This window comes from Phyllobacterium trifolii, from assembly GCF_014192095.1.
Taxonomy (GTDB): domain Bacteria; phylum Pseudomonadota; class Alphaproteobacteria; order Rhizobiales; family Rhizobiaceae; genus Phyllobacterium; species Phyllobacterium trifolii.
Window position 1 is genome coordinate 250,843 of the sequence record NZ_JACHXN010000004.1, and the last position, 12,399, is coordinate 263,241.

Genomic DNA, 12,399 nt, shown 5'->3' on the forward strand with positions numbered 1-12,399 from the left:
TTCAAGCCTCAATTTCAACATTGCCGAGTGGCTTGGAACAGCACGCAAGCACATAGCCCTCGTCGATCTCATCGTCGAGAATACCGCCATTGTGGTCCATGTCGACCTCGCCGGAAATTTTCATAACCTTGCAGGTGCCGCAGAGCCCCGATTCACACGCCGCGGCAATGCGTATCCCCGCACCGCGTGCGGCCTTCAGGATCGTTTCGCCCGGCGCACATGCCACTTCCATGCCCGACATGGAAAAGCTGACCATCGCCGATCTCTCAACGGCCTCTGTCGATATCGCATCCATCATCGGCAACACCGGTTCGGCAGCCGGTCCGAAACTCTCCTGGTGATATCGCTTCATGTCGAAGCCGGATGCTTCGAGCATTGTGCGAACGTCGCGCATGAAGCTTTCTGGCCCGCAACAGAAGATCGTCCTGTCCTTGAAGTCCGGCGAAAGCAACGGCAACCTTGCCTCTTCAAAACGGCCGCGAATACCGGTCCACACCTGCCCCATCTCGTGTTCCTTTATAAGGAAGGCAAGCTTCAGGTTCGGCATGCAGCTGGTCAGATATTCAAGCTCCCTGCGGAAAATAATGTCGCTCGGCCGGCGTGCGCAGGTCACGAAATTGATGTCGCTTTGCGGGGCGCAATCGTGCATCCAGCGTGTCATCGACATCATCGGCGTGATGCCCGAACCCGCCGAGATAAACAGGTATTTCTCGCCCGGATGCTTGCGCATGGAGAAATCGCCAAGCGGCCCGAATGCCTTCAACCGCGCACCCGGTGTCAGATGATCTAGCATCCACCGCGCACCGATACTGCCATCCTGGGCTTTCGCCGTCACGGCAATGGTGAATGGCCGCGATGGGCTGGAAGACAATGTAAATGTGCGCAAGACGGCTTCCGGCTGCACCGGCAATTCGAACGTCATGAACTGGCCTGGCTCGTAGCGAAACCAGTTCTGATTGTCCGATTTGAACGTGAAAGTCTTCACATTGGGCGCTTCCTCGATGACCGACAGGCACTCCAGCAGATGCAGCCGATCATTCCATGGCTGCATCTGATCGAGGTGCGGATAGGTCTGAGGAAGCGTCATATTCATCATGCTACCTTGCTGAGCTTGTTATTGCCGGAAAGCCTTGTTTCCATGGAGTTGCTGTACCATTCGAGGAACTGCAGCACGCCACCTTCGTGTTCGACAGAGTATGGACCCGGTTCATAGGCAGGCGAGCGGATACCGAATGCATTTTCTTCAACGATACGGCGGTCCTGATTGTTGGTCTCGAGCCAGACATGGGTCAGTTCTTCGAGATTGTAATCGACACCTTCGACCGCGTCCTTGTGGACGAGCCACTTCGTCGTGACCTCGGTCTCGTTCGGTCCAAGCGGAAGCACGCGAAAAGAAATCGCCTGGTCGCCGAGAACATGGTTCCACGTGGTCGGGTAATGATAGAGCAGCAGCGAACCGATCTGCTGCGCGTTGACGTCATCACTGAGTTGCCTGCCGACTGCGCGCTTGCCACTGATCGTGTAGCTCTCGGCACCACTAAGCAGCGGCACGCGTGTGGCACGATACTGGCCGTCTTCTGCGATACGGAATACACTGGGGAGGCCGACTGCCTCGCACTTCTCCCAATGCGCGACCATTTCAGGATCCTCTTTGGAGCCCTGGATCCCGGTAGCGCTTGGCGCTTCCGGGAAGGTCTTGCACAGTTCCGGGTGGTTGGCGACGCAGTGGTAGCATTCGCGATTGTTTTCCCAGACGAGCTTCCAGTTGCCTTTTTCGACAATCGAACTCTGGAACGCCACCTTGGTCTCGGTCAGGCGATGCGGCGCGAGATAGGGTTCGAGCAGGGCGCGTGTCGGGCCGAAATCCGGAGCGACGGGCGCGAGGCAAATGAAGATGTAGCCGCCGACACTTTCGCAATGCACCGTTTTCAGGCTGTGCTGGCTGGCGTCGAAATCATCGCCCATCTGGCGGGCGAACAGCAAGCGGCCGTCCAGTTCATAGGTCCATTGATGGTAGGGGCAGACGAGCTTCGCCGCTGTACCCCTTTCAGCAGCACAAACGCGCGAGCCGCGATGGCGGCAGGAATTGTGGAAAGCTCTGATCTGTTTTTGGCGGTCGCGCACGATGACGATCGGATAGTCGCCAACCTGAGCCGTGAAGTAGTTGCCCGGCTTGGCCACCTCGCAATCATGGCCGATGAACAGCCAATCGCGATAGAAAATATTTTCCATGTCGAGACGGTAATAATCCGGATCGGAATAGAATGCCTGTTCAAGTCCGTATCCTGGTTTCCGGTTCCTTAGATTCCGGAGCAGTTCGTTCGTTAAGTCCATGTCGTGTCCTCGCCCTTATAGCCCGCGAAAGAACTGACTGGTGGTGAAGGAGGACCTCCGCGCAAGTCAAACGTCGCCTGCACAAAATCATGCTCCTTGATCGCCCACCGCGATCAGTCGGTTTATCTTCCTCAAGGCTGGTTTCCGGGCTCTGGAGTTGCCGTTTCCGGCTTCACGGCGCCTTCCCGGGATATCTCCCAGTGGCTGTTTTGCCGTGGTTCACTCCACTACCGTTGCGGGGGCAGCGCCGGGTTCAAACCGGCTTCCCAATTCTCCGCTCTCTCCCTGGAAAGCGGCACCTCAAGTGTCTCGATAAGAGCACTCGGCAGAACAAAAGAATAGGCGCGGAAACGACATCGCATTTACGCAAGACGACACGGCGCAATTCCGTACCGCAAAGCCCTTGTGCGTGGTTCGACGGGGCTCACCATGAGGGAGGGTGGGTTGATTGCATGAGCAAGTCGAACGAGGTGGGCACTCGTCGGCTGCTGCAGTCCTCAACCTCCCTCATGGTGAGCCCTGTCGAACCACGCACAGCAGTCTTGCCAACAGAAATCCGCTTTTAGGCTTTGTACAAATACTGCCTGATCGACTCCGGCTTCATCTCGATTGAGAAGCCCGGCAGTACCGGCGGCATATAGGCGGCATTCTGGATGTTGCACGGGTCGACGAAATGTTCATGCAGATGGTCGACATATTCGATGACTCTGCCCTCCTTCGTGCCCGACACCGCGACATAGTCGATCATCGACAGATGCTGCACATATTCGCAAAGGCCAACCCCGCCCGCGTGCGGCCAGACCGGCAGATTATATTTCGCCGCGATCAACAGCACCGCCAGCACCTCGTTGAGACCGCCCATGCGGCATGAATCGATCTGCACCACGTCGATCGCGCCCTCGGCAATGAACTGCTTGAACATAATGCGGTTCTGGCACATCTCGCCTGTGGCAACCTTCACCGGGCGAATGGCCTGCCGAATCTTGCGATGCCCGGCAACATCGTCCGGACTCGTCGGCTCCTCGATGAAGAACGGCTTGACGAAAGCGAGCCTGTTTACCCAGTCGATAGCCTCGTTGACCTCCCACACCTGATTGGCATCGATCATGAGAATGCGGTCGTCGCCGATCACCTCGCGGGCAATCGTCAAGCGGCGGATGTCATCGTCGAGATCGCGGCCGACTTTCATCTTGATGTGATTGAAACCGGCGTCGACGGCTTCCTGGCAAAGGCGTCGCAGCTTGTCATCCGAATAGCCAAGCCAGCCCGCCGAGGTTGTATAGCAAGGATAACCTGTTGCTTTCAGATCAGCGATCCGGTCTTGCTTGCCCTTCTCCGCCTTGCGCAGAATTTCAAGTGCCTCGTCGCGCGTCAGCACGTCGGTCACATAACGGAAATCGACAATATTGACGATTTCTTCAGGCGTCATCTCGCCCACCAACTGCCACACCGGTTTCCCGGCTTCCTTTGCCAGCAAGTCCCACACGGCGTTTACGACAGCACCGGTTGCGAGGTGCATCGCGCCCTTGTCCGGTCCGATCCAGCGGAGCTGGCTGTCGCCTGTGACGAAATGCCAGAAGCGGCCAGGATTTTCCTTCACCCAATCCAGTTCCAGGCCGATGACAAGGTGCTTCAGCGCCTCGATTGCGAGACAGACGATTTCATTGCCGCGCCCGATGGTGAAGGTCAGGCCATGGCCGGCAAGTCCATCCGCATCTGTGTCGAGGACGACATAGGCCGCCGAATAGTCTGGGTCCGGGTTCATCGCATCCGATCCATCGAGGCTTTGCGACGTGGGAAACCGGATATCGAAAACGCGAAGATCGGTAATGCGGGTCATAATATTACTCCTGTGGAGACCTCTAGACGGTCCAACCACCATCGATGTTGTAAGCTTGACCCGTGGTGTATGTCGCGCCGGCGAGATAGACGGCAAGGTCAGCGATCTCTTCCGGCAAGCCGAGACGCCCCATCGGCTGGCGCGCGATGAAAGCTGCCCGCGTCGCGTCATAATCGCCGCCAGCACGCATGCGCTGTTCTAGCGACGGGCTTTCGACCGTACCCGGGCAGATGGCGTTGCAGCGGATGCCCTGCGTGATGTAGTCGGCGGCCACAGCCTTGGTCAGGCCCAAGACAGCAGCTTTGGTCACACCATAGGCAAAGCGGTTCGGCACGCCCTTAACGCTGCTGGCGACAGACGACATATTGACGATCGCGCCATCCTTGCGCTCGATCATGCCCGGCAGGACGGCCCTGATCGTGCGGATCATGGCGCGGACATTGAGGTCCAGCGCGAAGTCCAGGTCCGCGTCCGGCATTTCGAGAATCGAGCCACCGTGCACAAAACCGGCACAGTTGAACAGCACGTCGATTGCACCAAGTTCGCCGATCACCTGATTGACTTCGTCCGTCTTCAACACGTCGAGCTTGCGCGGCTTGATCCCCGCCTCTTTCGGCAGCGCATCCAGCAGTTGCTGATTGATATCCGTCGCGTGCACGATTGCGCCTTCGCGGGCGAACGCAAGCACCGAGGCGCGGCCAATGCCCTGCCCTGCGGCTGTGATCAAAACCCGCTTGCCTTCAAGTTTACCGGTCATTGCAAATCTCCAATCGCTTTATGTCGCCTTGCTCTTGCGCTCGGCTATGAGAATATGGTCGGCGGCAAGCACGACCTCGTCACGTTGATTGATGACCTCGCAGCGCTCAACGACGCGTCCGCTGCCGGACCGCTTCGGGTCATCATCCTTGGCGCTGATTGTTACGCGTGTGCGGATCGTATCGCCAATGAAAACCGGCCGGACGAAGCGCAGGCGATCATAGCCATAAGAAAACGCCACAGGGTTGATCAGGCTTGCGGTCAGCCCAACGCCGATTGAAAAGATCATCGTGCCATGGGCAACGCGCTGACCAAAGGGGGTGGTCTTCGCAAATTCCGCGTCCATGTGATGCGGGAAGAAATCGCCCGTATGGCCGGCGTGGACCACGAAATCAGTCTCGGTAATTGTGCGACCGGTTGTGACACGCACATGGCCGAGTTCATAGTCCTCGAAATAGATGGCTTGTTCGGACATTCAGGCCTCCGTCTTCTGTGCGAGCGGCGTCGCCGGCGTCGCGCTGGATTGGTAGGCTGCTTCGACCAGCGCCATCGTGTGCCATGCGTCCTCGACGGAACTGACGAGTTCCTGGTCCTCGCCGCTGGCGAAGCGTTGCAGGTTTGCCATCCTTCCAACAAAAGCGTCGGGAAACCAAGCACCCTGCAAGGGGACGTTGATCCAATCGGAACCGCCCTTCGGATAAATCATCAGTTCGTCCGGCTCACCCCGCGGGTAATCGAGATTGACGCCGAGCTTTACGTAGGCCGCGCCCTCCGTGCCACTGATGCGGAATTCGCAGGCCTGGAACCTGCGCCCGAATTTGTGGTCGTGATTGACCGACAGCGCGCAGCGCACCTTGTCGCCATAGTCGAGGATCGCGCTCGTTCGCGTCTGCGCGACTTTATGGTTGGGATGGCCCAATGTCTTGGCATGGACACCAAGCGGGTTCCCGAGGATCTGCCGGATCAGGTCGATATAGTGAATCGAGTGCATGGCGATCTCGACGCGCGGCAAGCCGTCCAAAAATGGCCACAGAGACCATGGCGTATCCAGCGCGAGCCACGCATCGAAATCGATCACTTCACCAAGCCAGCCCTGCCGGATTGCGTCCTTAAGTGCGAGCATCATCGGAGCGAAACGCAACTGGAAATTGACCGCTGCGGTGATATTGCGCTCGCGGCAGATGCGAAGGATTTCGGAAGCTTCCGCAAGATCGCTGCCCATCGGTTTCTGAATCAACGCAAAGGAACCCTCCGGCAGGGCCTTCAGTATATCGGCATGACGTGAAGGTGGCGTAGCAAGATCGAAGATCGCATCCTCGACGGCGGCGGCTTGGGTAACAGAAGCATAGGCGGTGACGCCCCATTCATCGGCCAGCTTTTTTGCCTTCGCTTGATCCGGATCGAACAGCCCGGCGATCGGAAATCCGCCTTTTCTATAAGCTGGATAGTGCGCATCGCCGACGATGCTACCCGCGCCGAAGGTCACGATCGGGCGTGGTTTCGCCGCAAGCGGCCAGTTCTGCTGCAAGGTTGCGGGGTCAAAACTCATCATGCGGTCCTTCAATCGAGATGGAACACTTCTTCCATCATCGCCCACCACTCGCCTTCGGCCCGCGAATCGAGCGGCTCCTGGCACGGCATGCACACAGCCCACCATTCCTTGTTCTTCGGATTGGCAGCCATCCTGGCCATATCTGCCGCGAAATCCGTGCCGTGATATTCCCAAGTTCCAAACAAGATGTTTTCCGGCTCGCGCAGGAAGATCGTGTAGTTGCGGATGTTGCAGCTCGAGATCAGCTCGAGGATTTCCGGCCACACCGCTGCATGCAGCCGCTTGTACTCAGCGACCTTGTCCGCGTTCAGCCCGATCATCATACCCATGCGTTGCATCATGAGACCCTTATCTCGGTGGTGAATTCGTCGACGCTTCGACCTTTGACCGCATCCCAGTCCCAATCTATACCTATGCCAGGCTCTGACGGCGCAATCGCGTAGCCATTTTCGATGTGCATCTGTGTCTGGGTAAGGTCATCGAGCTGCGGAATATACTCGACATATTTGCCGTTTTGCACAGCGCAGGTCAGGCTTACATGCAGCTCCATCAGGAAATGCGGACAGACCGGCATGTCGAACGCCTCTGCCGCATGCGCCACCTTCAGCCAGGGCGTAATGCCACCGATGCGGCCGACATCGACCTGCACGATCGAGCAGGCACGCTTCTGCATGTATTCGCGGAAATGCCGGATTGAATAGAGCGACTCGCCGACGGCAATCGGCGTCTGTGTTGCCGACGAAAGCCGCACGTGACCGTCAATGTCATCTGCAGGTAGCGGCTCTTCAAGCCAGGCAAGATCGATGTCGCGCAGCACCTGTGAGCGGCGAATGGCCTCATCCAACGTGAAACCCTGATTGGCGTCGGTCATGATCTCGAAATCGGAACCAACCGCGTCACGAACTGCCGATAGCCGGTCCAGATCCTCGGAACCATGCGGGCGGCCGATCTTGACCTTGGCGCCCTTGAAGCCCTTGGCTTGCGCTTGTAGTGCGTCGTCGACAAGCGCCTGCTTCTCGATATGAAGCCAGCCACCTTCGGTAGTATAAAGCGGGCAGCGATCCTTCGCGCCACCTGCCAGTTTCCATAGCGGCAGATTCTGTTTCTTCGCGCGCAAATCCCAGAGCGCTATGTCGACGGCGGCAAGGGCAATCGCCGTGATGGCACCGATGGTCGTCGCATGGGTTGAAAATTCGAGATCGCGCCAGATCGCTTCGATCTGGTCGGCATCCTTGCCGATGAGACGCGGAGCAAGGTGATCGGACAGCAGGCGCATGACAGAAGAGCCGCCGGTGCCTATTGTATAGCTGTAGCCTGTCCCCACCGCGCCATCGCTGTCTGTAATCGTGACGATGGGGGTCTCCTGGCTGACGAAGCTCTGGATCGCGTCGGTGCGCAGCACCTTCGGCGGCAGATCCACCATGCGCAATTCGACTTTTTCGATCTTGGCCATACTACTATCCCCGCAACGTTTTGCCGGATTCAGGCGAGAACAGATGCGCCTGCGACAGGTCGAAACTGAATTTTACCACTTCACCGGCACCCATGGGACGTGGATTGAGCATGCGCGACACCCATTCACGCTGCGCCATGGTGATGAACAGCAACGTCTCGTTGCCAAGCGGTTCGGTGATTGACACCGGCAACTGCATCTCGTGCACGTCTGTCGCTTCGCCGGAATTGATGCCATGCCCGGTCGGGTAAATATCATCAGGGCGCAGGCCGAAAATCACTTTGTCGCCCGCCGCGACCTTGCTGCGGAACTCGGCCGGTAGCGGCAGGCTCTCGCCGCCGGCAAAAACCAACTTTCCGCTATCCACAGTCGCTTCATTGAGATTCATCGGCGGAGAGCCGATAAACCCGGCGACGAACCGCGTGGCCGGCCGTTTGAACACTTCCTCGGGCGTACCGACCTGTTCGATATGTCCATCGCGCATGATAACGATGCGATCGGATAGCGTCATCGCTTCAACCTGATCATGCGTCACATAGATCATCGTCGCCTGCACCCTTGCATGCAGACGCTTGATCTCGGTACGCACCTGCGTGCGCAATTTCGCATCGAGGTTGGAGAGCGGTTCGTCGAACAGGAATACGTCCGGCTTGCGAACGATCGCCCGGCCCATGGCCACGCGCTGGCGCTGACCGCCGGAGAGTTGCGACGGGCGGCGGTCCATATACTTGTCGAGATCGAGGATCGCCGCAGCCTCGTTGACCCGCGTATCGATTTCGGCTTGCGCGACTTTACCGATCTTGAGCGAGAAGCCCATGTTCTCGCGCACCGTCATATGCGGGTAGAGCGCGTAGGACTGAAAGACCATCGAAATGTTGCGTGCACGCGGCGGCAGATCGTTCACAGGCTTGCCGCCAATTTCAACGACGCCGCCGCTGATATCCTCGAGCCCGGCGATCATGCGCAATGTGGTGGATTTTCCGCAGCCGGACGGACCAACCAGCGCGATAAATTCGCGATCCTTGACCTCAAGGTCGATGCCATGGACCACATCGACATTGCCATAACTCTTGACGAGCTTTTTGAGTGTTACGGGAGCCATAACAAGTTAACCTTTCACCGCGCCGAACGTCAGTCCGGATACGAGATGCTTCTGAATGATAAACGTTAAAGTGAGCGCCGGAATAATCATGACTACCGCAAGCGCGCACATGCCGCGCCAGTCAATGGTGAACTCTGAGGTATAGTCGAGAAGGCCGACGGGCAGCGTCTTCGAGTTCACCGACCGGGTGATTTGCGATGCCAGCGCATATTCATTCCAGGAGGTAAGGAAGGCGAAGATGCCTGCCGACGCAATGCCGGGGGCGGCCAATGGAAACTCCACCTGCCAGAAAGCCTGCCAGCGCGTGCAGCCATCGATCTGCGCGGCTTCCGCCAGATCCTTCGGCACCTGCCGGAAGAAACCATCGATCAGCCAGATCGTGAACGGCACGTTCAGCGCCACGTAGATGAGGATCATTGCGAAATGCGTGTCGATGATGCCGACGCGGGCAAAAATCATGAACAGTGGCAGTGACAGTGCAATACCGGGCACAGCGCGCGTCAGCATGAAGCCCAGGAACACACCAGACTTTCCCTTGAACTTGTAACGGGCAAAAGCATATCCGCCCGCCATTCCGACGATCAGCGCAATAATTGTCGACGTGATTGAAATGATCAGGGAATTGCGGAAATATTCCCATACCGGTATGCCGCCCTGCCCTGCACCGCCAAACATGGCGCGATAGGCATCGAGCGAGATGTCGCGTGGTATCCACACTGGTGGCTTTGCCATGATCTCGACTGTCGGTCGTAGCGAACTCAAGACGATCCACAGGCCCGGCAAACAGATGACCAGCATCGCCAGGAACAGGCCGATAAAATGCGCAACTTTGAGCCAACGGCGTTTCAGACGATGAGAACTGTTCTTGTCCATCTTACCACTCCGCTCCGATTTGCTGGCGCGCGGCAGCGAGTTTTCTGAAGAAATACACGGTGAACAGGATCGAGAGCAGGATCGAGATATATGCCATCGCATTGGCGAGACCCATGCGCGCGTCGCTATAGGCCGTGCGTCCGACCAGCGTCCACAGGAGTTCGGTGCGTTTGGCCGGCCCGCCATCGGTCATGATCTTGACGATGTCATAGGCACGCGCCACGTCCAGCGATCGGATCGTCATGGCGATAAAGGCAAAAGGCATCAGATATGGCCAGGTGACGTAGCGGAATGTCTGCCACGGCGTGCAGCCATCGACCCGCGCCGCTTCCACCGGTTCCTGCGGCATCGCCAGAAGTCCAGCCAGGATCAGGATGGCGAAGACGGACGTTGAAGACCAGACCTCGGCAATGATGATTGAAAACAGCGCAAGATTGCCGTCGATCAGCCAGGGTATCGCATTGGTGGTCAGCCCCAGTGACTGCAGCGCATTGTTGACGAAACCGATATTGTCGTTGAACAGGAACTTGAACTGGAAGCCGACGAGCACCGGCGAAAACATCATCGGGAACATCATCAATGTACGCAAAATTCGCTGGCCGCGTGTCGCCTTGTTGACCAGCATGGCAAGGCCAAGGCCGAGGAACATCTCGGCGTTTAGTGCGATGGTGAGGAGCAGGACCGTACGGCCAAATGCCGCCCAGAACTCATAGTTGGTCAGAACGCTGACGTAGTTACGAACGCCGATGAATACCCAGATCGATTCCGGCTTTGTCAGCCTGAATGGCGTGAAGCTCGAATAGAGCGAAAACAACAACGGCAGCACGATAACAGCGGCAAGAACAATGATGGCAGGCAGCAGCAGAAGCGTTGGCGCTGATAGTTTGGGAAATTTCATCTGAAATATTGGCCTTCTGGACTCTGCATTTCCGCTTCGGCCCTCCCCTTGTGGGGAAGGTGGCTGCAAAGCAGCCGGGAGGGATACTACCCGTTTCTCATGTCGTGCTGATCGAAATGCCTCTTCCCGGACCTGCGGTCCCTCGCTCCCCACAAGAGAGAGGGACCGCAGTGCTTGCCACTAAAGCTTGCCGGCATCCTGAAGGATTTCCGTCGCCTTTTTGGCCGCTGTGTCGAGTGCTTCCTTCGATGTCTTGTCGCCGAGGATGGCCGATTGCAGTTCCGGATAGACGGCGTTGGAAATCTCGATCCATTCGGCCAATGGCGGAACCGGGAATGCGTTCTTTGCTTCTTCCTGGAATGCGTTAAGCACCTCGGTCTTGTAAGGATCGCCCTTGGCCTGCTCGATGTCCCATTCCCATACCGCCGTGCGCGTCGGCAAGGGGCCGGCTTTCGCCTCAAGCTTCTGGCTGTCTTCGTTGGTAAGCCACCAGACGAGCGAGGCCGCAGCGTCCTTGTGGGCGCAGGCTTCCGTCACCGAGAAGCCATGATGACCCGACCAGCCAGTGCGTTTGCCGGAAGAACCCGCGGGCGCCACCTTCACGCCAACATTGCCGGCAACTTTCGAGGATTTGGGATCGTTGAAGAAGCTTGCCCAACCCGGCCAGTCGAGATTGATGGCGATCGAGCCCGATGCAAAACCCTGGCCGAGATCGTCCCAGAGGTAATTGGTCGTGCCTGCCGGAACAGCTTTCGCCTTGTAGAGGTTGACGAACCAGTCGAGCGCCTTGACACCGGCTTCGGAGTTGAAGGCCGGCTTGCCGTCCTTGTCGATATATTCGCCGCCGTCTGCGATCAGCATTTCGTAGAAACGGCCGTTGATTGCCTCTTCCTTGCCGGCAAACTGCGTGCCGTAGAAATCCGGCGCCTTGGTGAAGAAGATGGCCTGATCGCTGACCTGCTGCCACGTATCGGGCGGCGTCAGATCATAACCGTACTTTTCCTTGAAGGCCTTCTTGTTGGCCTCATCGGCATAAATACTCTTCTGGTAATAGAGTGCGGAAACGTCGAACTGTGCGCGCGGCAGCATGACCAGTTTGCCGTCCAGCGTTGATGACTTGATGTTCGTCGGGACGAAAGCGGCGATTTCTTCCGCAGGAAGCAGCTTGTTCAGGTCGGTATAAATATCAGGATACTGCGGCGCAAATGATGAGTGGTTTGAGCCAACGCACCAGTTCAGACTGCCTGAAGCGATATCTGACTTTATCTCTTTATCGAGTTCGAAATGGTTCTTCTTCGACAGGATGTTAACCTTGGCGCCGGTCAGCTTTTCCCATTCGCCGATACGCTCGTAGAGCGGCTCATATTGCTGTCCGCCGATAAGCTTGGCGTCGATCGTTACACCGTCGAACTTTCCCGGCAGATCTGCACCAAGTGCAGCTTGCGCGCTGAAAATTGCGATGACGCCAGCCGAAACACTGACCAACAGATTTTTCATGGTTCCCTCCCGTAATCGAGTGGCCGCTCCCCGGCTCTCGCAACACCCACATATGAGCGTTTCATTCATATACAAACATTTATGCGCTTGACCG

At 57.5% G+C, this 12,399-nt stretch carries 12 protein-coding genes and 1 riboswitch; all 12 genes read right to left on the minus strand.

Going from position 1 to position 12,399, the window contains the following annotated elements; translation table 11 throughout:
• Position 1 precedes the first annotated feature (1 nt).
• Positions 2-1,093 carry an FAD-binding oxidoreductase gene (locus tag FHS21_RS08300; protein ID WP_162701957.1) on the minus strand — a complete coding sequence of 364 codons (1,092 nt, stop codon included), beginning with the start codon at positions 1,091-1,093 and terminating at the stop codon, positions 2-4.
• On the minus strand, positions 1,093-2,334 hold the full coding sequence (locus tag FHS21_RS08305; protein WP_183661625.1) for an aromatic ring-hydroxylating oxygenase subunit alpha: 1,242 nt from the start codon (positions 2,332-2,334) through the stop codon (positions 1,093-1,095). Before FHS21_RS08305 ends, FHS21_RS08300 begins: the two co-directional genes overlap by 1 nt.
• Positions 2,335-2,452: 118 nt before the next feature.
• A riboswitch (cobalamin riboswitch) is annotated at positions 2,453-2,652 on the minus strand.
• Between the two features lie 244 nt (positions 2,653-2,896).
• Entirely contained in the window at positions 2,897-4,174 is a 1,278-nt protein-coding gene (locus tag FHS21_RS08310) for an L-fuconate dehydratase (RefSeq protein ID WP_183661626.1), read from the minus strand.
• A 22-nt stretch (positions 4,175-4,196) separates the two neighbouring features.
• Positions 4,197-4,931, minus strand: a complete 735-nt coding sequence (locus tag FHS21_RS08315; RefSeq protein ID WP_112530469.1) for an SDR family oxidoreductase — start codon at positions 4,929-4,931, stop codon at positions 4,197-4,199.
• Between the two features lie 18 nt (positions 4,932-4,949).
• Complete coding sequence (locus FHS21_RS08320) at positions 4,950-5,405, minus strand: MaoC/PaaZ C-terminal domain-containing protein (protein ID WP_112530467.1); 456 nt, start codon at positions 5,403-5,405, stop codon at positions 4,950-4,952.
• A complete protein-coding gene (locus tag FHS21_RS08325; protein ID WP_183661688.1) occupies positions 5,406-6,479 on the minus strand; it encodes a Gfo/Idh/MocA family protein in 1,074 nt (357 codons plus the stop codon). It lies immediately after the preceding gene.
• An 11-nt stretch (positions 6,480-6,490) separates the two neighbouring features.
• Positions 6,491-6,820 carry an L-rhamnose mutarotase gene (locus tag FHS21_RS08330; protein WP_183661689.1) on the minus strand — a complete coding sequence of 110 codons (330 nt, stop codon included), beginning with the start codon at positions 6,818-6,820 and terminating at the stop codon, positions 6,491-6,493.
• Complete coding sequence (locus FHS21_RS08335) at positions 6,820-7,935, minus strand: mandelate racemase/muconate lactonizing enzyme family protein (RefSeq protein WP_112530464.1); 1,116 nt, start codon at positions 7,933-7,935, stop codon at positions 6,820-6,822. The genes FHS21_RS08330 and FHS21_RS08335 overlap by 1 nt, the downstream gene beginning before the upstream one ends.
• A gap of 4 nt (positions 7,936-7,939) precedes the next feature.
• Positions 7,940-9,037 carry an ABC transporter ATP-binding protein gene (locus FHS21_RS08340; RefSeq protein WP_112530462.1) on the minus strand — a complete coding sequence of 366 codons (1,098 nt, stop codon included), beginning with the start codon at positions 9,035-9,037 and terminating at the stop codon, positions 7,940-7,942.
• A 6-nt stretch (positions 9,038-9,043) separates the two neighbouring features.
• Entirely contained in the window at positions 9,044-9,910 is an 867-nt protein-coding gene (locus FHS21_RS08345) for a carbohydrate ABC transporter permease (RefSeq protein ID WP_183661628.1), read from the minus strand.
• 1 nt (position 9,911) lies between these two features.
• Positions 9,912-10,808 carry a carbohydrate ABC transporter permease gene (locus tag FHS21_RS08350; RefSeq protein ID WP_112530458.1) on the minus strand — a complete coding sequence of 299 codons (897 nt, stop codon included), beginning with the start codon at positions 10,806-10,808 and terminating at the stop codon, positions 9,912-9,914.
• Positions 10,809-10,988: 180 nt separating this feature from the next.
• A complete protein-coding gene (locus tag FHS21_RS08355; protein ID WP_112530456.1) occupies positions 10,989-12,305 on the minus strand; it encodes a type 2 periplasmic-binding domain-containing protein in 1,317 nt (438 codons plus the stop codon).
• Positions 12,306-12,399 lie beyond the last annotated feature (94 nt).

Coding starts and splice junctions, on each gene's coding strand:
- FHS21_RS08320 (WP_112530467.1), bottom strand. CDS start 5,405: ATGTCCGAACAAGCCATCTATTTCGAGGACTATGAACTCGGCCATGTG.
- FHS21_RS08305 (WP_183661625.1), bottom strand. CDS start 2,334: ATGGACTTAACGAACGAACTGCTCCGGAATCTAAGGAACCGGAAACCA.
- FHS21_RS08300 (WP_162701957.1), bottom strand. CDS start 1,093: ATGAATATGACGCTTCCTCAGACCTATCCGCACCTCGATCAGATGCAG.
- FHS21_RS08335 (WP_112530464.1), bottom strand. CDS start 7,935: ATGGCCAAGATCGAAAAAGTCGAATTGCGCATGGTGGATCTGCCGCCG.
- FHS21_RS08330 (WP_183661689.1), bottom strand. CDS start 6,820: ATGCAACGCATGGGTATGATGATCGGGCTGAACGCGGACAAGGTCGCT.
- FHS21_RS08325 (WP_183661688.1), bottom strand. CDS start 6,479: ATGAGTTTTGACCCCGCAACCTTGCAGCAGAACTGGCCGCTTGCGGCG.
- FHS21_RS08345 (WP_183661628.1), bottom strand. CDS start 9,910: ATGGACAAGAACAGTTCTCATCGTCTGAAACGCCGTTGGCTCAAAGTT.
- FHS21_RS08315 (WP_112530469.1), bottom strand. CDS start 4,931: ATGACCGGTAAACTTGAAGGCAAGCGGGTTTTGATCACAGCCGCAGGG.
- FHS21_RS08355 (WP_112530456.1), bottom strand. CDS start 12,305: ATGAAAAATCTGTTGGTCAGTGTTTCGGCTGGCGTCATCGCAATTTTC.
- FHS21_RS08310 (WP_183661626.1), bottom strand. CDS start 4,174: ATGACCCGCATTACCGATCTTCGCGTTTTCGATATCCGGTTTCCCACG.
- FHS21_RS08350 (WP_112530458.1), bottom strand. CDS start 10,808: ATGAAATTTCCCAAACTATCAGCGCCAACGCTTCTGCTGCTGCCTGCC.
- FHS21_RS08340 (WP_112530462.1), bottom strand. CDS start 9,037: ATGGCTCCCGTAACACTCAAAAAGCTCGTCAAGAGTTATGGCAATGTC.